Source organism: Chryseobacterium sp. RR2-3-20 (assembly GCF_017808115.1).
GTDB classification, from domain to species: domain Bacteria; phylum Bacteroidota; class Bacteroidia; order Flavobacteriales; family Weeksellaceae; genus Chryseobacterium; species Chryseobacterium oryzae.
Genome location: NZ_JADQBD010000008.1, coordinates 1 through 26,672 on the forward strand (window position 1 = coordinate 1; position 26,672 = coordinate 26,672).

A 26,672-nucleotide genomic window follows, 5' to 3' on the forward strand; every position below is an offset into this window, starting at 1 on the left:
TCATCTACAAGCTAAATCGAAGATATTTTGGAGATAGCCTCTTTGAAAGGCTTATTATTGCTAACATTACAGGGTTATGATTAAAAACGGATAATCAAAATTAATTTAAAACATCAATAAATTTCTTTCCTGCTTTGTTCATTTTTAGTAAATTTGTCAACCTTTAAACTTTTAAAAAATTAAATACTAAAAATAATATGAATCTTCACGAGTATCAATCAAAAGAGATTTTATCAAAGTATGGAGTAGCTATCCAACGTGGTTTCGTTGCAAACAACGTAGATGAAGCTGTAGCAGCTGCTGAAAAATTAACTGCTGAAACCGGAGCACAAGGATGGGTTGTAAAAGCTCAGATCCACGCAGGAGGTCGTGGTAAAGGTGGTGGTGTTAAGTTTTCTCCGAATATGGATAAACTTAAAGAAAACGCTCAAAACATCATCGGAATGCAGTTGGTAACACCGCAAACTTCTGCTGAAGGTAAAAAAGTAAATTCTGTTTTGGTTGCAGAAGATGTATATTATCCTGGAGAAACAGAAACTAAAGAATTTTACGTTTCTATCCTTTTAGATAGAGCTGAAGGTAAAAATACAATCGTATATTCTACTGAAGGAGGTATGGATATTGAGCATGTTGCGGAAGTAACTCCTCATTTAATTCACAAAGAAATTATTGATCCGGCATTGGGGCTTCAAGGTTTCCAAGCTAGAAAAATTGCTTTCAACTTAGGTCTTGAAGGGAATGCTTTTAAAGAATTTACAAAATTCATCTCTAATCTTTACGCTGCTTATACAGGAATTGATGCTTCTCTTTTCGAAATTAACCCTGTTTTGAAAACTTCAGACAATAAAATTATTGCTGTAGATGCTAAAGTAACTTTGGATGATAATTCATTGTTCCGTCACAAAGATTTAGCAGAACTTAGAGATACAAGAGAAGAAGATCCAATGGATGTTGAAGCTGGTGAAGCTGGTCTTAACTTCGTGAAATTGGATGGTAACGTTGCTTGTATGGTAAACGGAGCTGGTCTTGCAATGGCAACAATGGATATCATTAAATTATCTGGAGGTAACCCTGCAAACTTCCTAGACGTTGGAGGAACTGCAGATGCACAGAGAGTACAGACTGCTTTCGGAATTATCTTAAGAGATCCAAACGTAAAAGCTATTTTAATTAACATTTTCGGAGGTATTGTAAGATGTGATAGAGTTGCTCAGGGAGTTGTAGATGCTTACAAAGCTATGGGTAGCCTTCCTGTTCCGTTGATCGTAAGATTACAAGGAACTAACGCTGTGGAAGCTAAAAAATTAATTGATGAGTCTGGTCTTCCGGTTCACTCTGCAATTACTTTAGAAGAAGCTGCTAATAAGGTAAAAGAAGTTTTGGCGTAAGAACCGAAATTTTAACAATATTACAAACCGTTTCAATTTTGAAACGGTTTTTTTATGTGAAATCTTTTAATTGTTCAATTATTTACAAGGTTAAAAACACTGCGTATAAAAGCAATTATCATACGAATGAAACATTTAATGAGAAACAGAATCCGGAAACACTCATTAAAAATGCTTATTTTTGCAAAAATTTTGGAACATTATCCGAATTTAAATTTTTAAAACTTCCCTATGGAATTGATACACAGAAACCTCGCAATCGGAATTCACGATGCTTTGCAGGAAACTTTTTTTGAGAAAAATAAATATGCAGATAAAGTTATAGAAAGACTTTTAAAAGCCCATAAAAAATGGGGAAGTCAGGATAGAGCTGTTGTTTCTGAAATCTTTTACAATATCATCCGTTGGAAAAAACGTTTAGAATATTACATGGGAGAAGGAGTGAAGCCAAACAATGTTTATAAGCTGATGTTGGCTTATCTCTTGTGGAGTAAAACCAATTATAAAAAGTTTGAGGAATTCGACGGAATAAAAATCGCAGATATTCTTACCAAACTCAAAAAAGGAACTGTTCCTACCAAAGCTATAGAGCATTCTATTCCCGAATGGCTTGCAGAAACTCTGGAAAAGGAGCTGGGTTCTAAGTGGGAAAAAGAAATGATGGCATTAAATGAACAGGCTCCTACTGTTTTAAGAGCCAATTCTTTAAAAACAACTACAAAAGAATTAATTTCTGACTTATCTGATGAAAACGTAGTTTCTTATCCCGTAAGAAATTATCCAGATGCCGTTCAGCTTGAAGAAAAAAAGAATGTGTTTCTTACCACAGCTTTTAAAGAAGGTTTGTTTGAGGTTCAGGATGCGTCATCACAGAAAATCGCCTATTTTTTAGATGTTAAAGAAGGTCAGCGTGTTGTTGATGCTTGTGCTGGAGCAGGAGGGAAAACGCTTCATTTGGCTGCGTTAATGGGAAATAAAGGTCAGATTATCGCTTTGGATATTTTCGATTGGAAGCTTGCAGAGCTTAAACGCCGAGCAAAAAGAGCGGGTGCTCATAATATTGAGACAAGAACGATTACAGATAACAAAGTAATTAAACGTCTTCATGAAAAAGCAGACCGTTTATTAATAGATGCACCTTGTTCTGGTTTGGGTGTTCTTAAAAGAAATCCGGACAGTAAATGGAAAATAGATCAGGATTTTATAGACAGAATAAAAAAAGAACAGCAGCAGATAATTCAAGATTATTCTAAAATGCTTAAAGTTGGGGGTAAAATGGTGTATGCAACCTGTTCTGTACTGCCTTCCGAAAATAACGAACAGGTAGCGGAATTCATTTCGAAAAATCCTAATTTTAAACTCATAAAAGACGAAAAAGTAATGCCAAGTGAAGGTTACGACGGGTTTTATATGGCGTTAATAGAAAGGGTTTCTTAATTTTAACAATACAAAGACAAACTGCTTTATCGTTGGTAAAGTAGTTTTCTGTTTTAATAAGGATGATACTCTTTCGTGATTTCCTGTTTCGCGAAATCCTGAGAATAAAAAACTTCATTATAAAATTATTATTTATCTTTGCCTTAATATTAAAGTATTTTAAAATATGCTTAAATCACTTTTCAACTGGAAAGTTTTACTCAATTTACTTCTTGCTATCGGTGTTTTTGTAGGTCTTGTTTACCTTACTTTCCGATGGTTAGAATATCACACCAATCACGGACAAGAGGTTCCTGTTCCTAACGTGATGAATAAATCGGTGCACGATGCTGTAAAAATATTAGAAGATGCCGGGTTAGATTATGAAGTAGACAGTGCTGCTTACGATCCTAAATACAAACCGCTTCAGGTTTTAAAAGTATATCCGTCTCCGGGATCCCGCGTAAAAGACGGAAGAGCAATTCAGCTTATGGTAAATCCTAAAAGCTGGGCTCCTGTTGCAATTCCGGATGTTATCAATAAATATTCTGGTCTTGCATTCCAAAGATTAGAACAGGTTGGTCTGAAGGTTTCGGATACTATCTATGAGCCAAGCATTCAGAAAGATGCTGTTTTAAGGATTTTGTTTAAAGGAAATCCTGTGAACCCTGGTACAAAAATCCCAAGATTTTCTTTGGTAGACGTTGTAGTAGGTTCTGGTCCTCTAAGAAATATTGGTGTGCCTAATGTGGTAGGTTTAACGGTAAAAGAAGCTAAAATGGTTATTGCCAAAAATCTTTTCGAACTGGGTGCTGTAAACCATGAAGACGGAGGTAATAGTGATTCTGATATCGTTTATTATCAAGATCCTGCATCGGGAGATATTCGTGATCAGGGAATGCAGATAGATTTGTGGGCAAGTAAAAAAACGCCTGCCGAACTTCGCAGTAAGATTGATGAGCTTAATTCTATGTATCGTATGAAAGTAGATACCACACTTCCGCCCATCCGATATGAAGAAGTTTCGGAAGTAGAAGAACCAAAAATAAAGGAACCTGCACCTGTGGTTCATCAGAAAAAAGAAGCTCCAAAAACAGAAAATACAAAACCTTCGGGCGGAACTTCAGGAAAAAGCAATACACCGGCTGAAAAACCTAAAGCATCAGCTACGCCTTCTTCGGGAACTGAGGAGAAACCCAAGGCGAAAAAACCAATTATTAATTAATATAATTTCAAATATAAATACAGCTTCAACTGAAATAATGTTGAAGCTTTTTATATAAATTAATATGATGACAGAAGATAACGAAGAATTTTTGGAAGAAGAATTTTCAGATTCTCAAACATCCGATTTTGATGACGAAAACAAAGGCCTTTATGAGCACTTCAATATTACGGTGGATAGTAAGCAGGAGCCTTTAAGAATTGATAAATACCTGCAGATTTTCAGACAAAACTCTTCAAGAAATAAAATTTCTCAAACCTGCAGAGCAGGAAATGTTGTCGTAAACAATATTCCGGTAAAGCAAAATTACCGAGTGAAACCGGGTGACCAAATTTCTGTGTTACTCGCTCATCCTCCAAGAGAAAACGTTATTATTCCGCAAGATATTCCCATTAATATTGTATATGAAGATGATGATTTGGTGGTGGTCGATAAAGAAGCCGGAATGGTTGTGCATCCCGGATTTGGAAACTGGGATAGGACTTTAGTAAATGCCTTAGCTTTCCACTTTCAAAATAATGGCGAAAAATCTGATCTGGATAGAGTAGGTTTGGTGCACAGAATCGATAAAGACACTTCCGGACTTCTCGTAATTGCTAAAAATGAATATGCTTTAAGTTTTCTAGCTAAACAATTTTTTGAAAGAAAAACAAAACGGCTGTATTGGGCATTTGTCTGGGGAAATGTTCAGGAAGATCAGGGGACAATTACGGGGCATATTGGAAGACATCCGAAGAACAGAATGCAGATGTATACTTACGTAGACGGAAGCCAAGGAAAACATGCGGTAACGCATTACAAAGTGTTAGAGAGATTTAAATACATGACTTGGGTAGAATGTAAACTCGAAACCGGAAGAACACATCAGATACGGGCTCATTTTAAGCACATCGGTCATACATTATTCAATGATGAGAGATATGAAGGAAATGTAGCTTTAAGAGGGGTTAATCTCCCAAAGTATAAACAGTTCATTAAAAATGTTTTTGAAGTTTTACCAAGACATGCTTTGCACGCACATACACTTGGTTTTATACATCCCACAACAAAAAAGGAATTGTATTTTGAAAGCCCTATGCCTAAAGATATGGCGGATGCCGTAAAAAAATGGAGAAATTATTTAGAAAACTAAAAATATATTGAGATTTTTTTTATATTTGTTGAATTGAAATCAAGATTTGTTATGAGAAAACTATATGCTATCGTATGTTTAGCTCTTTTGTCGAATGCATACAAAGCACAAGAATCATTACCATACTATCAGCAATATCTTTTAGATGGTGAGTTCCTGTTCAACCCTGCACAATACGGTAAAACTGACTATGTACAGCTTAATCTAAATTATCAGCAACAATTTTCAAAATTCAGCGAGTCTCCAAACGTACAGTCTGTGGGGATTAACGCTAATATTTTTGATAGAGTTGGAGCTGGTATTTCTGTTTTTAGAGACAGCAACGGTCCTATTTCTGCCGGTGGTATTACTGCGGGAGCTTCTTATTTTATCCCATTAAGCAGTGAAGGGGAAAGAAAAGATCAGTTTTCTTTTGGTACAAGTGTTAATTTTTATAATATGAATTTCGATTATTCTAAAATTAATACTCAAGATGGTTACGATCCTTTGTTACAAGGTAATGAAAGTAATATCTTTATGGTGTATGCTAACTTCGGTTTGGCTGCTACATACAGAGGGATTTATGGAGGTGTTTCGGTAAATGATATCGCTTTAAGCAACGATCAGGCTATTGTAAACAATTACGAGCCTTCTCCAATTAAATTCTTCCTGAATTTAGGATACGATTGGAAATTGGCAGACAACATCGCTCTTACACCATCTGTTTTGGTTAATTTGAATACCAATTCTACGAGAATGACAGATTTCAACTTGATGGCAACTTTTTCTAACGACATCAACGCTTTCTCAATCGGTGCAAGTTACAGAACAGTACAAAACAGATTCGATAATCAGCAGTTAAGCATTTCACCAATTGTTAAAGTAAGATTCAACAAGTTTATGGTGGGAGCAACTTATAACCTTGGGATGTCCGATATTCAGACTTACGGAGGAAATAGCTTCATGATTGGTCTTGGTTATAACTTCGACAACTTTATCAATCATAGAGGATTTAGATATTAATATCAATTTAATTTGAATACATTTGAGCTCTGAAATTTTCAGAGCTTTTTTATTTATGATTTACCTTCACATTCCCTTTTGCAAACAGAAGTGCAGCTACTGTAATTTTCATTTTTCTACTTCTTTACAATTTAAAGATGAAATGATTTCTGCAATGAAAAAGGAAATCTTTCTCCGCAAAGAAGAACTGAAAAACAATAGCTTAAAATCTCTTTATTTTGGAGGTGGAACACCTTCCATTCTTACAGCCGATGAAATTCATTCTTTAATTGATGAGGTTTTAAAATATTTCAGCTTCGAAAAAGATATTGAGATCACCTTAGAAGCCAATCCTGATGATCTTAATAAAACTTTTTTGAAAGATCTTTCAAAATCTCCGGTAAACCGTCTATCCATCGGAACACAAAGTTTTTTTGAAGAAGATTTAAAACTCATGAACCGTGCACATAACGCTTCGGAAGCAGAAAGCTCTATTAAAAGAGCTCAGGATTTTGGGTTTGATAATTTAAGTATCGATTTAATTTATGGTTCACCAAGTTCTAATTTGGAAATTTGGAAAGAAAATCTCAATAAAACGATTGCCCTGGAAATTCCTCATATTTCTTCTTATGCTTTAACGGTAGAACCTAAAACAGCCTTAGAAAACTGGGTTTCTAAAGGTAAAATTTCTACTCCGAAAGAAGAAGATCAGAATCTGGAATTCTATTACATGACCGATTTTTTAAAAGATTATGGTTTTGAACATTATGAAGTTTCCAATTTTGCAAAACCTGGATTTCATTCCAGGCATAATTCTGCCTATTGGAAGTATAAAGAATATCTGGGAATTGGCCCTTCCGCACATTCTTATAACGGAACAGATGTAAGAAGCTGGAATGTTGCCAATAATCAGCAATATATAAAGAAACTGAATTCTAATATTTTAGCCAAAGAAACCGAAATTCTTTCAGAGCAGGATCAGTTCAACGAAATGATGATGATTGGTTTAAGAACAATTTGGGGGGTAGATTTAGAAAATTTAAATCAGAAATTCTCAGAAAACATTTTGAATTATTTTAATAAAGAAATTCAGAATAAAATAGAAGAAGGAATTCTGGAAATTGAAAATAATCACCTCAAAATTCCTGAAAAACATTGGTTTATGGCAGACGGAATTGCAGCGGATTTATTTCAGGTCTAAAAATCTTTAATCCCGAATCTCAGATTTAAAATCTTTAAGTATTTTTGCATTAAATTTCAAAGCATTTGAAAACTAAAAAACAAGATTATTCGCATCTTTCGTCTAAACAGCCCATCGGTATTTTCGATAGTGGAGTGGGTGGACTTACTGTGGCTAAAGAGATTAAAAGACTGCTTCCAAACGAAGATTTAATATATTTTGGAGATACAAAACATCTTCCTTACGGTGAGAAATCCAAAGAAGCAATTATAGGATATTCTACAAAAATTGCTAATTTTCTTCTAGAACAAAACTGTAAAGCGATTGTAATTGCATGTAATACAGCAACAGCAAATGCTTTGAATGAAGTGATGGAATCTGTAGCCGGAAAAGTTCCTGTTATTGACGTTATTAACCCTGTAGCCGAAAAGGTTTCATACGAAATTCATAATAATGTGGGCGTAATTGCGACGAAGGCAACGGTAAATTCTGGTTTGTACAAGAAAAGTATAAGAAAGCACAATAAATTTATTAAAGTAGATGAACTGGCAACTCCTCTTTTGGTTCCTGCCATAGAAGAAGGCTTTAAAAATCATCCTATTACTCATGCGATAATTTATAATTATCTAAGCAACAGTAAATTAAAGAATATTGAAACCTTGATTTTAGGCTGTACTCACTATCCGTTATTAATTGATGAAATTAAACAGTATTACGGAAACCGCGTACGAGTGATAGATTCTCCGAATATTGTTGCAAGTCATCTCAAGATTATTTTAGATAAATATCATCTGCTGAATGAAAACAATTCACATCCGGTATACCAATTCTATCTTTCGGATATCACGAAAAATTTCGAAAAAATCTCTAAAAAATTCTTCGGTAAAACAATAGATTTAGAGCTGAAAGTATTATAAAAAATCGGGATTCAAAAAAAATGAATCCCGATTTTTTTATTCTGCGGAAAGTTCTGGTTCAGTTTCTTCTGCATTAGGTTCATAAAAACTGAAGCTCACATTTCCGTATTTCCTTGTATATTTATAGTTGGGATGGTCTAGTTTCAGTCTGCTTTGGTGTTCTACAATTAGCACGCCGTTGGGTTTAAGGTATTTGTTATTCAGCACTAATGAAATAAGTTCCTGATACTTTTTTTCTTCCGTTTCAAAGGGAGCATCGGCAAAAACAATCTCAAAAGATTTCTTATTTCTGAATTTTTTCAGCCAATCGTACACATCACCACGTTGTGTACTTATTTGAAGGCTCATATCCAATTCTGATGCTGTAGAATTAATAAAAGAAGTGTGTTTGGGATTCATCTCCACAGAGGTTATGTCTTGGCAACCTCTAGATGCAAATTCAAGACTTATGGAGCCGATTCCTGCAAACAAATCGAGTACAGAAACAGACTGCATATCGTAGGTGTTTTCCAGAATACTGAAGAGTGCCTCTTTGGCGAAATCTGTGGTAGGTCTTACATCAAAATGTTTTGGTGCGGCTATTTTCTTTGCTTTCCATTTTCCGGAAATGATTCTGTACATTGTAATGGGTTTTTGAATTGTAATAGGTAATAGATAACAGGAAATCTGAGATTAATCTGTATTCTAAGCCTAATTTAGGATAAAATTCTTATTCGGAATATTATCGTAAACTACTTTAAGATTTTTTACAAACTTCTGAAGTTCAGATATAAATGTTTCGTTCTCGGTAGTTTCTCCGTAAACATAAAAGTTGGTTTCTTTTATCCCGAACCCAATTTTACTAAGTGTGAACATCACAAAGTAAAGAAAATCTACTTCAGAATTTACATCTAAGTTGTTGTAGAGAATTACTTTCTTATTCAGAATAGCAAAAAACTCGCATTGGTTATGGTAGAGATTGATGTGGATTTCTTTGCTGTTTTTATTGCTGATTGAGTTCAGAAACTTTTCTCCCGAAAAATTAAACTTTACAGGAATAGAAAGATCTTTTATTTTTTTGTAAAAATTTCTCGGAAAAGTATAATAAAACTGAACTTTGAATTTTTTATTCACAGAAAGCATCAGCTCCTCATTTTCTTTGTCTACTGGTGCGTTAAAGGCAATTAAATCATATCCAGAGTCATGATTTTCAAAACCTTCAGGCATCAAGGTAAAATGGTTGAGGGCAGAAATAACAGAAACCTCGTCATATCTCTGCTTCAGTAAGACTTCTTCCAGTTTGCCGAGAATATAATTTTCTGGAGATTCTTCGTTCACGAAAAAAGAATTTTCTTCCAGAATGCTTTTATTTTTAGCAATTTGGTAAATAAGTCCGTCTTTTGTAAAAAGTAAATGTAGTACGTTCATATTGCAATTGTTGCAAATTTAGTGAAATTCTACCATTACCGCACCCGATTGATGATGCAGAATGTCTTTATTATAAAAATCCAGACCAGTCTGGCTTTCGAGAACGTCTAATACCATTTTCTGCAAAACGCCATCACCGATTCCGTGTATAATTTCGAGCTTTTTCAAATGGTTTTTTCTGCAAAAACTAATGGTTTCCAGCAGTTTTTCTTTTTGAATAAAAAGTCTTTCAAAACTATCGTATTCATTAGTGTTTTTCACTAAATAATGAAAATGAAGATCCAAAACAAATGGATTTTTGTCGTGCTTTTTAGAACTTATTTTTCGGGGTTCTGCTTTTTTAACGATCTCAATGTTATCGTAGATTGAAGCGTTTTTCGGGACCAGTTTTTGTTTCGGATAAGAATGTGTAAAGCCATATTCATCTTTAAAAACAACAGTATTCCCATTCACCGAAGTAATTACCCCGCCTAAATCTTCATCTACCACAGAAACTTTATCTCCAATTTTCACACGATATTATTTTTTTTAGGAGCCGGGAACCTGCTTTCCGCTCATACTCCTCACTCCATTGCATTTGCCATTTCCAGTTGCGGGGTAACCGCTACAATCAGGGCTAAAATATTTCACACCAATCAAATGACGTTCAATACTACTTTGGGTAAAACTGAACTCTGCAAAAATAAGAATTCAAACTTTTTTACCCAATTCAATCACGGCTAAATCTTTTATTTCTTCACCATCTATTACAAACTGTAACATTGTTCTCATGGTATGCCATCCTTGTTTTCCGCAAGCTCCGGGATTCAGATGAAGAAGTTTGTTTTTTTCATCATACATAACCTTCAGAATATGAGAATGCCCCGAAATAAATAATTTCGGACTGTTTTCTGAAATTTCTTTCTTAGCTAAAGGTGAATATTTCCCGGGATAACCACCGATATGAATCATCATTACTTCTACCTTTTCACACATAAAACGATTTACTTCCGGGAATTCAGAACGGATTTTTGCTCCGTCTATATTTCCGTAAACACCTCGTAAAGGCTTTGTTTTTTCGAGTTGTTCTATAATTTCAAAACTTCCGAAATCTCCGCAATGCCAAATTTCATCAGCCTGCTTCGCATAATCTAAAATTCTGTCATCAATATAAGAGTGTGTGTCGGAAAGAAGCAGAATTTTAGTCATAGAATAGTAGCTTTTAAATGGAAAACTCAGATTTAGAACAATGTAAATTCAAAAATTAATTTAATGATCTATTTCTGGTTTTAATCTAAAAACAAATTTACTCAATAATACTGAATTGATTAAATTTGAGAAAATTTAAAAAAAATATGAAGCGATATTTATCTTTCTTCTTTATTGTCTTTTCTTTAATCTCTTTTGCACAAGTTGAAGAAAAAAAACTGGACGAGTTAATTCAGAATACCTTGAAAACATTTGATGTTCCGGGAATGTCTGTAGGAATTATTAAAGATGGAAAAACGGTATTTTCCAAAGGTTTTGGGGTTCGTTCTTTAACTACAAAACTTCCGATGGACGACAATACTTTGGTGGGAATAGCTTCCAATTCAAAGGCTTTTACCTGTGTTGCACTTGCCATTTTATCCGACGAAGGAAAACTGAATTGGGATGATAAAGTTTCTAAATACATTCCCGAATTTCAGATGTATGATCCTTATGTTTCTCAAAATGTGACGATTAAAGATTTGGTAACACACAGGACTGGTTTAGGTCTTGGGCAGGGAGATTTAATGTTTTTTCCTGAAGGTGGAAATTTAACGGTAAAAGATATTGTGCACAATGTGAGGTATTTAAAACCTGAAAATTCTTTCAGAACAACTTTAGATTATAATAATATCATGTTTATCGTTGCAGGAGAGGTGATTACCAGAATTTCCGGACTAAGTTGGGCAGAATTTATCGAACAGAGAATAATGAAACCAGTTGGGATGAATGCAAGCTTCGGAAGTTATAACAGAGCAAAAGCGATTGCCAATAAAATTGATGCACACGCACCGGTAGATGGTAAAGCGGTAGCCATTCCTCACGATTGGAATGAAACTGCCAACGCAGCCGGAGGAATTATGAGTAATATTAAAGACATGACAACCTGGGCACAATTTCTTCTGAATAATTTTACAACAAAAGATGGTAAAAAACTGGTTTCAGATAAAAATATCCAACAGCTCTGGAGTTTACAAATATCCAGTCCGGTTTCACTAAAAAATCCTTATGATACCAATTTTTATGGTTACGGATTGGGCTGGTTTTTAAGCGATGTAAAAGGTCATAAACAAGTTCAGCACACAGGAGGTTTAAATGGAACTGTAACGCAGTTTACATTAATCCCCGATATGAAGCTGGGAATTGTTGTTTTAACCAATCAGCAGTCGGGTGCAGCTTTCAACACGATTACCAATACTGTGAAAGATTCTTATCTTGGTATTGCAGACAGAAACTGGCTGAAAACTTACAGCGAAAGAATGAAGAAAGCAGACGGAGAATACAGTAAGCAGAAAAAGGAAGCATTTGCTAAGTCGGAAGCATTCAGAAAAGAGAAAAATCTACATCCGAAACCTGAGCAGTTTGTAGGAACGTATAATGACCAGTGGTTTGGCGATATAGAGATTTCTTCAATAGAAAATACATACAGAATTTCATGTAAAAATTCGCCAAGATTAAAAGGAGAACTGCTTCCTTTTTCCAATAATTCTTTCATCATTAAATGGGATGACAGAAGTTATGATGCCGATGCTTATCTTATATTTAATTATGATGAAAACGGCAAGGCAGAATCTGCAAAGATGAAAGCTATTTCAGATGTTACCGATTTTAGCTTCGATTTTGATGATTTGGATCTAAAAAGAAAATAAATTTTATAAATGAAAAACGGACTTTCGAGAGTCCGTTTTTTTTATGAATGAATTAAATTTTAGCAGGTTCGTAAAAGAAAAGAAGTTTTTTTCTTGCTCCTTCGAATTGAGACCACGAATCGCAGTCGATTTCAAATCCGGCAACACCACAGGTCGGAAAATGAAAAATATGATCTGTAATGGAGTTGGCAAAATTTGAAATTCCATTATTATGCGAGAAAATAGCAACAGAATTTACATCATCATGAAGATCGTAAATAACAGAATGAAAGTTATTTTCTGAAGGATTGTAAAGTTTATCATTGGTTACCAAATCTAAATGATAAGCCTCATTAAAGATTTTCCCGGTATTCAATGCTCTTACCGCAGGACTCGAAACCAAATAATCTATGTTAATACTGCTGTTTTTTAGATGTTTAGACATTTTTAAAGCATCCTGAAGACCTTTGTCTGCTAAAGGTCTGTCGAAGTCATCTGTTTCTTCCGGCCAGTCGCTTTTTGCATGTCTTACGAGTATTAGTTTTTTCATAGCATTGATTTTGAGCAACATAAAATTAAAGAAAAATTAATTAATAAATGTGATTTTATAAAAAAAACTGTGTTACAGATAAAATCAGTAAATTTTATTAAATTTGCAGACTTATGGGACAAATCCTTGCAATAGACTATGGAAAAGCTCGTTGCGGCATTGCAACAACAGATGATATGCAGATTATTGCAAGCGGATTAGATACTGTGGAAACACATTTTTTGATGAGTTTTTTATCGCAGTATTTCAGTAAGAATAGAGTAGATGCAATTGTGGTAGGACTTCCCATAGATTTAAAAGGACAGATTTCCGAGGTAGAAACCGATATTTTAAGTTTTATCGAAAAGTTTAAAAGTGAGTTTCCGGATATTAAGGTTGAAAGATTAGACGAGCGTTTTACTTCTAAAATGGCATCGTTTTTTATATCTCAAAGTGGAAAATCTAAAAAGCAGAGACAGCAGAAGGGATTAATAGATAAAGTAAGTGCAACCATTATATTGCAGAATTTTTTAGAACAGAAAATAAGATGATTTTACCGATAAGAGCTTTTGGAGACCCGGTTCTGAGAAAAACCGGAAAAGAAATAGATAAAAATTACCCTGATCTTCAGGAGCTGATTGATAATATGTTTGAAACCATGTACAGCGCAAACGGAATAGGGCTTGCTGCACCGCAAATTGGGTTAGACATCAGATTATTTGTTATAGATGTAACTCCTTTGGCTGAAGACGAAGATTATGAAGATATTGCCGAGGAACTTAAAGAATTTAAAAAAGTTTTTATCAACGCAACAATTCTAGAAGAGTCGGGCGAAGAATGGAAATTCAATGAAGGATGTCTTTCTATTCCGGATGTAAGAGAAGATGTAAAAAGAAAAAGCACCATTTTAATCGAATATTTTGATGAAAATTTTGTAAAGCATACAGAAACTTTTTCCGATATTAGAGCCCGCGTAATTCAGCATGAGTACGACCATATCGAGGGTACTCTCTTTACGGATCATCTAAGTGCACTGAAGAAAAAACTTGTAAAAGGCAAACTTGCCAAGATTACTCAGGGAGATGTCTCTATCAGTTATAAAATGAGATTCCCAAAATAGATTAACATAAACAAAGTAAATAATAAATAGAAAGCCGAAAGCTTTTGTTGAAATTAAAAAAATAAAAATTATGCTGTTAGAAAAAATAATTTCGATTTCGGGAAAACCAGGTCTTTATAAACTGGTATCGCAGTTGAGAAACGGTTTTATCATTGAAGATGTTACTTCAAAGAAAAAAGTAAGCATCGGAAACTCCAGTCAGGTAAGTCTTTTGGATAATATTGCGATGTTTACATTCGACAAAGAAGTTCCTTTGTTTGAAGTATTCGAAAACATTGCAAAAAATACAGAATATAAAGAAACTATTTCTCACAAATCTTCAGATGCAGAACTTACTGAGTTTATGACTGTATCGCTTCCGAATTACGATACAGACAGAGTATATACTTCTGATATTAAAAAACTGGCTCAGTGGTACAATATTCTTCATAAAGCAGGATACATCACACCGGAAAGTTTTGTAAAAGCAGAACCGGAAACTTTAGATGGAGAAAAAGCAGAAGAAATAAGTTTAGACAAAGATGCTCCAAAAAAAGCAGCACCAAAAGCTGAAAAACCAGCAGCACCAAAAGTAAAAGCAAATACAGGTGCAAAAGCAGCTGCGAAAAGTACACACAGAAAAATGGGATAATTTAATCCTGAAATTTACCATATTAACCTTATCAGTAATGATAAGGTTTTTTGTTTTATAATGGCTATAGGAAATGATGTAAACAGAGTAATAAGAAATTTAAAATAAGTAACTTTTTTAAAAGGTTTACAAACTCTGAACTTTTGGTTCTTTATTTAAAGATAAAAAAACTAAAGATTTACCTTAAATTTGCATTAGTTTCAAGCTTAATTATGAATACCAAACAAGAAAAACTGGACGCTTTCGGAAGATTACTCGATATTATGGATGATCTTCGGGAAAAATGTCCGTGGGATAAAAAACAGACTTTAGAATCTTTAAGACATTTAACTCTGGAGGAAACCTACGAACTTTCTGATGCGATTCTGAAAAACGATTTGCAGGAGATTAAAAAAGAACTCGGAGATGTGCTTCTTCATCTTGTTTTTTATGCTAAAATAGGTTCAGAAAAACAGAGTTTTGACATTGCAGATGTAATTAATTCCTTAAATGAAAAATTAATTTTCAGACATCCTCATATTTATGGAGATACAACTGTGAAAGATGAAGAAGAAGTAAAACAAAACTGGGAAAAACTGAAGTTGAAAGAAGGTAACACATCTATTTTAGGCGGAGTTCCTAAGAGTCTTCCGAGTTTGGTAAAAGCATACAGAATTCAGGATAAAGTAAAAGGAATTGGTTTTGAATTTCATGATGCCGAAGATGCCTGGAAAAAAGTAGATGAGGAAATACAAGAATTTCATCAGGAAACAGATCCCGAAAAAAAAGAAACAGAATTAGGTGATGTATTTTTTTCGTTGATTAATTATGCAAGGATTTCGGGCATCAATCCAGATTCTGCACTGGAGAAAACCAATAATAAGTTTATTTCGAGATTTCAAAAAATGGAAACATTAGCGGTTGAAAATAATATGAATCTTGCAGAATTATCGTTAGAAGAAAAGGATGTTTTGTGGGAAAAAGCTAAACTTTTGCAATAAATGAAAGTTCAGAATCCCGCTCATCATAGATTTCAATATTTATTGGAATTCAAACAGACAGAAAGAAAATGGCATTTTCCTTTTTTGGCAGCATTATGCATAGGAAGCTGTCTGTTTATAGGATATTTTTTAGATAAGCCCAATTATGGTGCTCTTTCAAGTTTGGGAGCATTAACCATTTTATACTTTACATCTGCACCTATCACGCAGAGAATGATTCATCTTGCCGTTTGTGCTTTCGGAATTATTTTATCGTTTGCAGTAAGCTCTTTTTTCGGATTTAATATTTATTTTGCAGCTCTTTCTGTAGGAATTGTTGCTTTTCTTGCCCATTTTATTACCTCTTACTTTAAAATTCCCCCTCCCGGAAATTTTTTCTTCATCATGATGGCTTCAATGGCAAGTACCTATAAATTCGATTTGGAGATGATTCCCACAAGGGTAGGATTGGTAGCAATGGGAGCTATTCTTTCCTGTTCGCTTGCATTTATCTATTCTGTTTTTATCGCAAAAAGTAAGGTGGTAATGGTTCCGAGGAGAAGTTTTAATAAAAGAAGATATACAAAATTTGTAGAAAGCGCCATCATCGGTTTTTTTATGGCCCTTACACTGGTGGTAGGGCATCTTCTCGAATTTAAAAATACTTACTGGATTTCTATTGCAACGGTTGCCATCATTCAGGGACGAAATTTCGAGCATGTAAGACAAAGAAATATGCACAGGATTTTGGGAACATTTGTTGGAATTGGTTTTACATGGCTGATACTTTTTTTTAATCCTGAAAAAATATTTATTATTCTCATAATTACGGTTTTGCAGTTCTTAATCGAGTTTTTTGTAATAAGAAATTATGGTTTGGCAGTTATTTTTATTACTCCGCTAACGATTCTTCTGGTAGAAGCAGCAAGTGAAGTTCATCACGATGTAGAAACGCTAATGTATGCAAGACTTCTGGATACCATTATCGGAAGTTTATTAGGTTTAACCGCCGGTTTTTTTCTCCATCATCAGAAAATAATTAACAGCATTGAGAAAAATGTGAGGTATTCTTACTTTCAGTTTAAAAAATTAAAAAAATAGATATGTTGCGCATAATCATTTTAGGAGTGTTTTTATTATGGAGTTGCAACCCGAAATCTCAGAACTCATCCAGTTCGGATGTTTTAAAGACAGAGTTTTCGTTGCCTAAAAAGCTTAAAGAAGTTTCAGGAATTGCACTTTCTCCAGATAAGAAAATAATTTGGGCGATAGAAGATGCCGGTAATAAAAATATGGTGTATGGTTTGGATCGGGGAGGAAAGCAAGTTGCCGATGTTTTGGTAGAAAACACAGAAAATAACGACTGGGAAGATATTACATCCGATAAAAATGGTAATCTGTATATTGGAGATTTTGGTAATAACGATAACGACCGGCAAAATCTTTCAATTATTAAAATTGATTTGAAAAGTGAAAATCAAAAATCGACAAAAGTTATCCAAAAGACAACATTTCATTATGAAAGTCAGACAGATTTTCCTCCAAAAAAATCGAACTGGCTGTATGATTGTGAAGCTTTTGTAGAAAAAGACGGATATTTTTATTTATTTACAAAAAACAGAAGCAAAGGATTTGACGGTACTTTTTTGGTATTCAAAATTCCTAATAAGGCAGGTGATTTTGAGGCAAAACTTATCGGCAGACTTAAGTTGGAAGGAACTTATGACGATGCTGCAATTACTTCTGCAGCGATCAATTCTAAAAATCAGATTGTACTTCTAACTCATAAAAATATTCATATTGTATCCGGCTTTGGAAATGATAATTTTAATTCAGCCAAAATTCTCAAGATTTCTTTAAATCACAATTCACAAAAAGAAGCTGTTGTTTTTCTTGATGATAAAACATTGCTAATTGCCGATGAAAGAAGCAAGAAAGAAGGCGGAAATGTATATAAATATTCCTTACAATAAGAAACTGTAAAATCTCGAAATAGCTTGAAATTATTTTTACGAAAAAAGCATCTCAATTAATCATTTTTGAGATGCTTTTTTAATGTTTTTTATCACTTAATAATCTTTTGGGTTTAGAAATTCATTCCCAGACCACCGGAAACTCTTCCACCATCTTCTCCTACAAAATACTGTATTTTTGCTGAGAAAGATTCGAGGATATTCAGCCAAAAACCTGCACCAGCACCTTGATGCCATTTGCGGGAATATTCATTATCAATCCAGACTCTTCCAACATCATAACCTACCAAGATTCCCATGTTTACCGGGACAATACTGTTCTTTATTCTGCCGAAATCCCATCGTATCTCCGAATTATTGGCGAGATAAGACTTTCCGGCAAATCTTTCATTTCGGTAAGCTCTCATGGCATTATTTCCTCCAATTGCAGCCGCCTGAAAAAATTCAAAATGATTATTATTAATCATCATCGCATAAGTAGAATTTGCGAAAACAAATTTTCCTTTCTTATCTATTCTATGGAAAATGCTCATTTTTCCTGAAAGTGATGCGAAATTCCTGTTAAGCTCCTGAAGATTGGTTTTCCAACCTGCGTTAACTAGAAATTCCATTCCCAAAGTAGGAAAAGCATTATTATCCATATTTTTGAAGCTGAATGTATAATTAACTCCTGCGAACTGCTGATTATAAAAAACTTCCGGTCTTACATCTGAAGAAACAGCAATAAAACGGTCGTTATTTCTTTGCACTTTACTGTTTTCGAAGCTAAGCTGAAACTGATGTTTTAAATTCAGCCAGTTAGTTGTAGAAATAGAAGGAGCAAATCTGAACTGTGAAATTCTTGCACGGTTAAAATTTTTGTCGTCTTCTCCGGCATCATTTACGCTGTTATTCCCCAAACCGAAGAAAGTTCGTGCGAAATAAGGCGTGGTATATGAAGCATCTATTGCAGCATCCCATCCCATAATGGCTTTTTTGAAAATTCCGTTATATTTTAGGTTGAATCCGCCTGTTGCAGTATAAAAATTGGCACTCAAACTGTGCTTTTGGGTAAAAGGATTTCGGATAAAATTGTTTACGGTATAATTGGCTAAAAACCCTAAAATTACACCGTCATCCGGATTGAAATTAGCATTTGGATATCCGGCTACAAAATTATACTTCGGATGTTTCCAATTATATGTATTCACATCATAATCATCTGTTATTCTTTTGATTGTGTTTTTTGCATTGTACGTATTTTTTTGTGATTTAAAATCGTAAATTTTTACTTTACCGCCATCCGAAACGTTATAAGTGTCGTGATTGTAGCCGCCAATAAGACGAATATTGGTTTTTGGATTTCCAGTTCCGGAAACTTCAAAAATATCATCACCTTCCAATCCGTAAATCCAGAGTTCTTTTGTTTTTTCAGATGAATAATTTTTTTCGAAAACAAGTTCTTCCGATTGGTCTTTGTTAATTTTAAATTGTTTTACATCAACAGAGTCATGATGTTTGATAATGACAAATTTATCTCGGTTAACGGTACCTGCTAAAGGAACTTTTTCCTGTAAAATCTGGTAATATTGGCTTGCGTAATGCGTTACTTTCTGCTTTCTGAGTTTTAGTTTCCTTTTAATATCCGATAGGGTCTCATCCTGTACTTCTTTTGGGAGATTTTGGAAAGCTTCATCAATATCTTTGTCGGTAAGATGTTCCTGAATGTATTTTGCCTGAATTTCCCAGTCTTTAATATCCGAAGATTTTAAAAGAATTAAATCTAATGGATAAGGTTCCATATTTATCCAACGAACATTTTTAAGATCATCTTTAAAAGATTTCATGTGGCGGATTGCAGGGATATTCATAATAATCTTAAAAGCTGCTCCGTCATAATTGCTGAAAGCCTGATCTCTGTCCCTCGGAATAGGTTTGTAAACCACTTTGTTTCCGGTTTTGTATTCTGCCCATTTCCATTGGTCTTCGTGGCGATCCCAATCACCAATCAGCATATCGAAAATTCTCGCCCGAATATATGTTTCTTTGTCTACCGAATATTTGCTGTCTTTCAGCATGTTTTTCAATAAATCCGAAGTTGAAATTATATCTGATGCATTATCCAAAGACTGAAGCGTTTTTTTATCCGAAGAAAATCTTTCTTCAATAATGTAAAGTTCATCCCCGTAGTTTTCATTGTATTTTCCTAAAGCTTTTTGTTTAGGAATAAAATAGAGTTCTGGATTGCTGTGGAAAAGATGAATTTTATCTGCCATATTATTTACAGCTAAACCTGTAAAAGGATGACTTGTAGTATAAAAATCCAGTAAGAATCTTTCCGGAAAAGTATTGGTAAGTTCATTGCCCAGATTATTTTTCTTGAATGCCTGTGCGTTAAGAAAACGAACGGCACTTTTTTTAATTCCGCGCATCACAAATTCCTGTCCGTTGTCGGCTTTCAGACGAAGACTGTTAGATTGGTTGCCTCCACCTTCTCTAAAAGGAGAATAGCCAGGATCCATATCCGAAAGATTTCGCACTTTCGCCTCAATCGGTAATGCATAATATTGTCTGTAATGATCTCCCCAAAGCCAGCGGTATATTTTTCCTTTCTGAGTAAGTTTTTCTGAATAAATGGTTGAAATCTGGGTTTTAGGCAGGTTTTCTGTGAAATTATATTCAACAGTTTTGGGCTTTTCGATCACTGAGATTTCCGTAAGCTTTTCGAGCTTATTGTTTTTCGTAGAAAAAAATTCTACCTGAGAACTTTGGTCTTTTTTTAAATTTAAAACAGCAAATCCGCTACCGCCGTAAGAGAAATCTGTATTGTTTACAATGGTAGATGGATCGGTTTTAGAACCGGCTCCGCTAATGATCTGCCGGATGTTTTTATCTTGATGATATTGGAGGTTATGATCGTGACCGGAAACCAAAATAACATTCTCTTTATCCTGAATAATGCTTTTTATCCTGTTGGCAAAATCGGTGTAATGGCTGTTGCTGAGGTCTTCCATACTCGCACCGGAAGAACTTCGCAGAATATTGATAAGTGAAGCAACTCCCGGAACAGGTATTTTACTCTTCAAAGGAAAAAGATGAGATTTTGCCGAGTTGAAACCTGCATGAACTCCCGAACTCATTACAGGATGATGTACTGCAACAATAATCCTTTTATCCTGATTTTTTATGATTAACTCTTTAAACTCTGTGAAAAAATCGTCACGGGTAGTAATATCACAATTTTTATTGATTCCCGGATATTTGTCCCAGTCTATTAATGCCCATTCTGAATCTATTACAATAAGCTTAATATCTTTAGACAGACTGATATCGTCTATTGGACATGAGTTTTTGGGAAGAAAAGATTTTTTATCTTTCAAATAGCTTTTTACGAAGTCTTCCTGTGCTTTCAGTCCTTCCAAACCATGGTACCAATCGTGATTTCCGGGAATTACTAGAGTTTTTCCTTTGAAGTTTTTGGTAATGGCAAGTTGGTTTTCCATTTTTTGTTTTGCCAACGGATATTCTTTATCGGTTTCTTTCGGCATTCCGAGTGGATAAATATTGTCTCCCAGAAAAATAACCATCGAGTTTTCGTCTGCAGAATCTAATTTGTTTTTTAAAAAATTTAAAGTCTGCTGTGCCTGTATTTCTTCTGCATTTCCTGCATCACCAATCAGAAAAATCTGGTAGTCGTTTTCCTTTTCTTCTTTTCCTTTTTGTACTTCGGGAAGATTTTTTCCTTTATTTACGGTGTAGGTTGGACAAGATAGCATGGCTGCTGAAAAAAGAATGATCTGAAATATTGCAGAAAAATATTTGGGAGTATATTTAGAAGATAAATTCATACATTTACAGTTAGAAAAATTTAGTGATGAACATATTAGACAAGGCTAAAGTGTATGTTGAAAACTTATTCAAAGATAAGTTATCTTCTGTATATTTTTATCACAATTTTATTCATACCACAAGTGCTGTAAACAAAGCCGAAGAAATAATAAAGCACTCGGATATTTCTGAAGCAGATAGAGAAAAAGTAATCCTTGCCATTTGGTTTCATGATGTGGGATTTACCGACTGCAATGCTGAAGGCCACGAAAAAAGAAGTGCTGAGATTATGAAAGAGTTTCTGCATAAAGAAAATTATCCGCAGGAGTATATAAATGATGTTTATCAGCTCATTTTATCTACTGAAAAATGTTATCAGCCGAAAAATTTATCTGAGAAAATTATAAAAGATGCAGATTTCAGTCATTTTGCAAGCCCTACTTATCACGATATTTCTGAAGCTTTGCGTAAAGAGTGGGAGCTTACCGGCGGAACCTGCTTTTCTAATGAAGAATGGGATAAACTGAATGTAGATTTCCTAAAAAACAAGCATCGGTATTTCACCAATTATGCTCAAGAAAACTGGGAACCTTTGAAGATGAAAAATGTAAAAAAGCTTGAGAAAAAACTCAATAAAGAAGATAAACAGAATAAAGATGATTCGGATAAAAAAGATTCTAAATCTGACCGAAGCGTAGATACTTTATTTCGTGTTACCTTGAATAATCATACAAGATTAAGCGATATTGCCGACAGTAAGGCTAATATTTTGCTTTCTGTAAATGCAATTATTATTTCGGTATGCCTTTCTGTTTTGGTGCCAAAATTAGATACTCCGAAAAATGTACATTTAATAATTCCTACGTTTTTACTTCTTTTATCGAGTGTTCTTACGATTGTTTTTGCAATATTGTCTACCAAGCCTAATGTTACTAAAACTCATTTTACCCAAGAAGACGTTGCCAAAAGAAAAGTAAACTTATTGTTTTTTGGTAACTTTCACCAGATGCTTTTTGATGATTTTCATTTGGCTATGCGAGATTTGCTGAAAGACCGAGATTATATTTATGATTCTATGATTAAAGATTTGTATTTTCTCGGAAAAGTTTTAGACAGAAAATATAAACTTCTTTCTACAACGTACACCATTTTCATGGCAGGAATTATTATTTCTGTTTTGGCATTTGCCTACGCATTTTTAACCCTTTAATGAAGCGAAACCCTTAAAGCCAGCAAACCGGAAATTCCCTGTAAATCTTCTACTTTCAATAATTCGACATCGTTTTTCAGAATGTTTTGTTTTTGAAGGGTATTAATGTATTGAAGATATTCTTTTTGGTTTTCCATTCCGAAATAAACAATGACGATTTTTCCCGGTGAGGTTATTCTTTCCTCACGATCTTTTATACGGGCTTTATCCAGCCTTTTTTTGATGATTTCATAGTAAGAATTATAGGCTCCGTCTACATCGAAACGTTTTTCGTCCATTCGGAAACGGATGTCTATTTTTTCATTATAAACAAAAATTAAAGAAGCAATATCCAGCGGAATAGGAAGGCTTGGCTGAAATTTTCTGAATTTAGTTTCCATTTTGCAAATGGTTTCAAGCTGCCAGAAACGCAGTTGGTTCAGATGTTTTTGAGAATATTCTAGATTCGGAGCAATCGTTTGTCCCACATACAGATTATGTTCAATTCCGTCTGATTTAAAACGTTCATAATAGTGAGGGAAAATCTGTTGGGCAATGTTCTGTCTGCTGTCTAAAATATCGGCAAGCATACGGTTAACCAACGTTATCGATTCGTCCAGATTTTTTCTTTGATGATAAAATAGCTGATTTTGAGTATTTATCTTCCGGAAATAGGATTTTATTTTTTCTTTAGCCTGAATATTGTCTGCAGTTTCCAGTTTTGCCTGTAAAAAAGGATGTATTTCAGTCTGAATCATTCGCTGAAATCTTTGTTCGGTATCTGCTTTTATTTCGTTATTAATTTCTTTTTTTAGAATTTCAACAGCCAAAATATATTTTTCTGAGTCTGAATTGAATTCGCTGAAAACGTCCAAAAGAACATCTAACTGCTCGTTGAGATCTTCTTTCATCAACATAAAACGTTTTTCCGAAGAAGAACGGATGTCCGAAAAACCGAATAGGGGAGTGAGATTTTTAAAAGATATTTCTTTAAGCGTATAAATTTTTCTGGTGAGTGATGCATTGAAATACTTTTCGGCTTCATTCCTGAATTTCCAAAATACACTATCGTGAATAGAAGTGTACTCGCGCTGAATAATCGCTTCAATATGGTTGTCTCTTTCCGAGTTGAAGCGGGAAACCGAGAAAAGAATCATTTCGGTGAAAAATTCCATTTTCTTAAGTTTTAAACCGTTCAAACTGTTGGGTAAAGAAGAAGTAAATTCCATAATGGCCATCAATTCCCCATTTTTCATCACCGGAATAATAATGAAACTCTTTATATTGGCTTCTTTGATAAGCTGAAAAGAAGGTATTTTTTTTATTTCCTCATCCAGTTTATTTACGTTTCCAACCACAATGGGCTGAGAATTATAAGTAATGTTTTCGAGCGTTGCTTTTCTTACTTCTTCATTAAAGGTTTTGAGCCAGAAATCTAAAATATAGCTTGTAAAAACATTCTCGTAAATAGGCAGATTTTCAAGTTTTTTATATTTCTTGTTGTAAATCATCAAGCCAAAATTCAAATCGGGTACATCAAAATAAGATTTGAAAATTTCAAGAAGATCTTCATTGGAAACAGGGTTTTCAGGATCAATTTCAATAATGGTTGATTTTAAATCTGAAAGTGCAATTTCCGTTGTACAGTCTACCAGACTAATGATGGTAAAACCACGCAATATCCAGGATTTTGGCGGAAAATGTTTTTTCCACAGAGAAATGTCGTCAATATTTCCCAAAAGCATTTCTGCCGTTTCCAAACTGGGGATTTTAGTTCCTTTTTCAGGATAGATATCAATAAAATCTGAATTAAATGTAATTTTATAGTGTTTTAGAATTCCGTTTTTATTTGGAATATCGTAATAGAGTGGAAAATTGGCTCTAAAATCTGTGTTGTAGTGAAGCTGCAAAATAAGACAACAGCAGAAGATGTAAAATTCGTCCGGATTAATATCTCTCAATTTAATTTCAAAATCGGTTCCGGCATCCGAAAGAATGTTTTTAAATCTTTCGGTATAGTTGAAAGTAATACTTGCCAAAGGAACACTGGCGGCTTTAATTTCGTTGTAAGTAAGTCCTTTAGGAAATAAATCTGCAAGCAGCAGTTTAATAAGTTCTGAATGTTTTTCCAGCAGTGATAGATCCTGAAATCCATCTCTTAATTCAGGGATTTTTTTAACTTTTTCGATAAGAGATTCTGCATAGTTGGCTCTGTATTCCAAACGGTCGTTATAGCGGATATGCTCCAATACATCCAAATATTTTTTGAACGAAACGAAAACCTGAAATGGATTGTCTTCTGAGAGAAACACTATCTAAAACCTCTAAAAATTCTTCGGCAAAGTTAAAGAAAACATCAGTTTGGTTTTAAGTTTTTTAATATGATTACTTTGAAAAAAAATAAACCCTTGAATATTAGTGTATTCAAGGGTTTGGTTGTGGTCCCACCTGGGCTCGAACCAGGGACCACCTGATTATGAGTCATTTAATTTCTTTTTTATTATACTTTACATTGTTTTATTATACTTTATTTTTAACTGATTATCAGTGTTTTACAAAATAAAGTTTCTTATTCTAATTTACTTTTCTTTATATTTGTAGAGCAAATGTTCGTCAAATGTTCGTCAAAAAAAAGTATAAAAAATGACCACTTTTCAGTTTACTTTAAAGAATAACGCTAAATCAAATGGTGAAAAAAGTATCATCATGTCGTTTATCAAAGACAGAAAAAATACAAGTTTGTCACTTCGACATTCATGTACTGACCAACAATGGAGCGCAGAAACGGAACGTGTAAAAAAAAGCCACCCTGATTACGAAAAACTTAATAAGTTTATTGATAAATACAAAGGAATTGCTTCAAAGATTATTGAAGATCTTGAAGATGATAATATTCCCTATACGCTGCAGGATGTAATTTATGAGATTAAGAATTATAAGGGAGACTTGAAAACAATGTCCTACACCAAGTTTCAAGAAATCGTTATTGAAAACCTAAAAAAATCAGATAAAATTGGTTCTGCGCAAGTTGACCAAGATGCATTAAACTCTCTTCAAAAATTTTTTGACAAAAAAGACATCGGTTTTAACGAGATTAAATATCTAACCCTCAAAAAATATGAGGCACATTGTATTGAAAAAGGAAATACACCTGCAACTATCGGAATCCGAATGAGGGCGATTAGAAGCGTTTTTAATCAGGCAATCAAGGCTAAAGTAATCAAGGAAAAACAATACCCTTTCAAGGATTACAAAATTTCCCAAATCAAGAGTAACAGCAAAAAAGAATTCTTGAGCGTGAGCGAAATCGACCTATTAAAAAAATATAAACCAAAGGATCAGTACGAACAATTTGCCAAAGATATGTTTCTGTTCAGTTATTACTCAAGGGGAATTAATTTCATCGATATGATGCAACTCGAAAAGAATGCACTAATTGATAAGAATATTTCTTACTACCGAGAAAAAACAGGGGTTGCCGTTAAATTCAAATTAAATGACATCACAGAAAAAATTCTAACGAAATATAAATCAGAACCCGACTCTAAATTTCTATTATCCATAGTAAAAAACAACAATCCTACAAAAACTTACTTGAAGAATAAGTCTCAAAAGTATTTGACGATTTATGTCAATAAATATTTGAAGGATATAATGAGCAATCTTAAAATCAATAAAAATATCACCTTTTATTGCGCAAGACATTCCTTTGCTACTGCACTAAAGTTTGAAAATGTTTCAATTGAAATTATTCGAGAAGCATTAGGCCACAAGGATATCAATTCGACAATGTCCTATTTGAATTCTCTTCCAGATGCAAAATTGGATAAAATTATTGAGGATATTATTAAATAATATTTTCTTCTTCACTTACAAATTTTACTAATGTGAAATTAGTAAAAGATAATCGGAAACATTCTGATTATCAATTGAATGAATTAAAGGTTATGCATAATTTGCATA

23 protein-coding genes are annotated in these 26,672 nt (G+C 33.9%); 16 read left to right on the forward strand and 7 right to left on the reverse strand.

Translation table 11 applies throughout. The features are described 5' to 3' along the window. Window positions 1-197: 197 nt before the first annotated feature. The 7 genes from sucC to murI all read left to right on the forward strand — a co-directional run bounded on the left by sucC (window position 198) and on the right by murI (window position 8,239). Complete coding sequence (gene sucC, locus IV513_RS03300) at window positions 198-1,388, forward strand: ADP-forming succinate--CoA ligase subunit beta (RefSeq protein WP_209389097.1); 1,191 nt, start codon at window positions 198-200, stop codon at window positions 1,386-1,388. Between the two features lie 231 nt (window positions 1,389-1,619). Continuing rightward, window positions 1,620-2,825, forward strand: a complete 1,206-nt coding sequence (locus IV513_RS03305; protein WP_209389098.1) for an RsmB/NOP family class I SAM-dependent RNA methyltransferase — start codon at window positions 1,620-1,622, stop codon at window positions 2,823-2,825. 166 nt (window positions 2,826-2,991) lie between these two features. Beyond that, complete coding sequence (locus IV513_RS03310) at window positions 2,992-4,029, forward strand: PASTA domain-containing protein (protein ID WP_209389099.1); 1,038 nt, start codon at window positions 2,992-2,994, stop codon at window positions 4,027-4,029. A gap of 67 nt (window positions 4,030-4,096) precedes the next feature. Further along, window positions 4,097-5,161: an RluA family pseudouridine synthase gene (locus tag IV513_RS03315; RefSeq protein WP_209389173.1), complete on the forward strand. Its 1,065-nt coding sequence runs from the start codon at window positions 4,097-4,099 to the stop codon at window positions 5,159-5,161. Window positions 5,162-5,212: 51 nt separating this feature from the next. Beyond that, window positions 5,213-6,163: a type IX secretion system membrane protein PorP/SprF gene (locus tag IV513_RS03320; protein WP_209389100.1), complete on the forward strand. Its 951-nt coding sequence runs from the start codon at window positions 5,213-5,215 to the stop codon at window positions 6,161-6,163. 55 nt (window positions 6,164-6,218) lie between these two features. Then, complete coding sequence (gene hemW / locus IV513_RS03325; RefSeq protein ID WP_209389101.1) at window positions 6,219-7,343, forward strand: radical SAM family heme chaperone HemW; 1,125 nt, start codon at window positions 6,219-6,221, stop codon at window positions 7,341-7,343. A gap of 65 nt (window positions 7,344-7,408) precedes the next feature. Beyond that, window positions 7,409-8,239 (forward strand): glutamate racemase, encoded by an 831-nt coding sequence (murI, locus tag IV513_RS03330; RefSeq protein ID WP_209389102.1) that lies wholly within the window; start codon window positions 7,409-7,411, stop codon window positions 8,237-8,239. A 36-nt stretch (window positions 8,240-8,275) separates the two neighbouring features. Here the strand turns inward: murI and rsmD are convergent, their stop codons facing one another. From rsmD to IV513_RS03350, 4 genes are all read right to left on the reverse strand, one after another. After that, the gene (gene rsmD / locus IV513_RS03335) at window positions 8,276-8,866 is read right to left on the reverse strand and encodes a 16S rRNA (guanine(966)-N(2))-methyltransferase RsmD (protein WP_317196398.1); all 591 of its coding nucleotides are present in this window, start codon (window positions 8,864-8,866) and stop codon (window positions 8,276-8,278) included. 63 nt (window positions 8,867-8,929) lie between these two features. Continuing rightward, window positions 8,930-9,646 (reverse strand): DUF3822 family protein, encoded by a 717-nt coding sequence (locus tag IV513_RS03340; RefSeq protein WP_209389104.1) that lies wholly within the window; start codon window positions 9,644-9,646, stop codon window positions 8,930-8,932. An 18-nt stretch (window positions 9,647-9,664) separates the two neighbouring features. Next, window positions 9,665-10,159, reverse strand: a complete 495-nt coding sequence (locus tag IV513_RS03345) for a Smr/MutS family protein (RefSeq protein ID WP_209389105.1) — start codon at window positions 10,157-10,159, stop codon at window positions 9,665-9,667. 177 nt (window positions 10,160-10,336) lie between these two features. Continuing rightward, window positions 10,337-10,834, reverse strand: coding sequence for a metallophosphoesterase (locus IV513_RS03350; protein ID WP_209389106.1), 498 nt, complete (start codon window positions 10,832-10,834; stop codon window positions 10,337-10,339). Between the two features lie 146 nt (window positions 10,835-10,980). On the opposite strand from IV513_RS03350, the gene IV513_RS03355 reads away from it, so the two are divergent. Next, a complete protein-coding gene (locus IV513_RS03355) occupies window positions 10,981-12,522 on the forward strand; it encodes a serine hydrolase (protein WP_209389107.1) in 1,542 nt (513 codons plus the stop codon). 52 nt (window positions 12,523-12,574) lie between these two features. On the opposite strand, the gene IV513_RS03360 is transcribed toward IV513_RS03355, so the two are convergent. Continuing rightward, window positions 12,575-13,051 carry a histidine phosphatase family protein gene (locus tag IV513_RS03360; RefSeq protein WP_209389108.1) on the reverse strand — a complete coding sequence of 159 codons (477 nt, stop codon included), beginning with the start codon at window positions 13,049-13,051 and terminating at the stop codon, window positions 12,575-12,577. Between the two features lie 113 nt (window positions 13,052-13,164). Here IV513_RS03360 and ruvX point away from each other — a divergent pair, with 113 nt between their 5' ends. The 6 genes from ruvX (at window position 13,165) to IV513_RS03390 (ending at window position 17,713) form a co-directional block, all read left to right on the forward strand. Then, complete coding sequence (ruvX, locus tag IV513_RS03365) at window positions 13,165-13,581, forward strand: Holliday junction resolvase RuvX (RefSeq protein ID WP_209389109.1); 417 nt, start codon at window positions 13,165-13,167, stop codon at window positions 13,579-13,581. After that, on the forward strand, window positions 13,578-14,150 hold the full coding sequence (def, locus tag IV513_RS03370) for a peptide deformylase (RefSeq protein ID WP_209389110.1): 573 nt from the start codon (window positions 13,578-13,580) through the stop codon (window positions 14,148-14,150). The genes ruvX and def overlap by 4 nt, the downstream gene beginning before the upstream one ends. 70 nt (window positions 14,151-14,220) lie before the next feature. Next, window positions 14,221-14,781: a DUF5606 domain-containing protein gene (locus IV513_RS03375; protein ID WP_209389111.1), complete on the forward strand. Its 561-nt coding sequence runs from the start codon at window positions 14,221-14,223 to the stop codon at window positions 14,779-14,781. Window positions 14,782-14,993: 212 nt separating this feature from the next. Then, window positions 14,994-15,761, forward strand: coding sequence for a nucleoside triphosphate pyrophosphohydrolase (mazG, locus tag IV513_RS03380; protein WP_209389112.1), 768 nt, complete (start codon window positions 14,994-14,996; stop codon window positions 15,759-15,761). Continuing rightward, entirely contained in the window at window positions 15,762-16,841 is a 1,080-nt protein-coding gene (locus IV513_RS03385) for an FUSC family protein (RefSeq protein WP_209389113.1), read from the forward strand. A gap of 2 nt (window positions 16,842-16,843) precedes the next feature. Continuing rightward, on the forward strand, window positions 16,844-17,713 hold the full coding sequence (locus IV513_RS03390; RefSeq protein WP_209389114.1) for a hypothetical protein: 870 nt from the start codon (window positions 16,844-16,846) through the stop codon (window positions 17,711-17,713). Between the two features lie 113 nt (window positions 17,714-17,826). Here the strand turns inward: IV513_RS03390 and IV513_RS03395 are convergent, their stop codons facing one another. Continuing rightward, the gene (locus tag IV513_RS03395; RefSeq protein ID WP_209389115.1) at window positions 17,827-21,540 is read right to left on the reverse strand and encodes a metallophosphoesterase; all 3,714 of its coding nucleotides are present in this window, start codon (window positions 21,538-21,540) and stop codon (window positions 17,827-17,829) included. Between the two features lie 26 nt (window positions 21,541-21,566). On the opposite strand from IV513_RS03395, the gene IV513_RS03400 reads away from it, so the two are divergent. Beyond that, entirely contained in the window at window positions 21,567-22,730 is a 1,164-nt protein-coding gene (locus tag IV513_RS03400) for a Pycsar system effector family protein (RefSeq protein ID WP_209389116.1), read from the forward strand. On the opposite strand, the gene IV513_RS03405 is transcribed toward IV513_RS03400, so the two are convergent. Further along, entirely contained in the window at window positions 22,727-25,021 is a 2,295-nt protein-coding gene (locus IV513_RS03405; RefSeq protein ID WP_317196397.1) for a GAF domain-containing protein, read from the reverse strand. The genes IV513_RS03400 and IV513_RS03405 overlap by 4 nt on opposite strands. Window positions 25,022-25,352: 331 nt before the next feature. On the opposite strand from IV513_RS03405, the gene IV513_RS03410 reads away from it, so the two are divergent. Next, on the forward strand, window positions 25,353-26,564 hold the full coding sequence (locus tag IV513_RS03410) for a site-specific integrase (protein ID WP_209389117.1): 1,212 nt from the start codon (window positions 25,353-25,355) through the stop codon (window positions 26,562-26,564). Window positions 26,565-26,672: the final 108 nt, after the last annotated feature.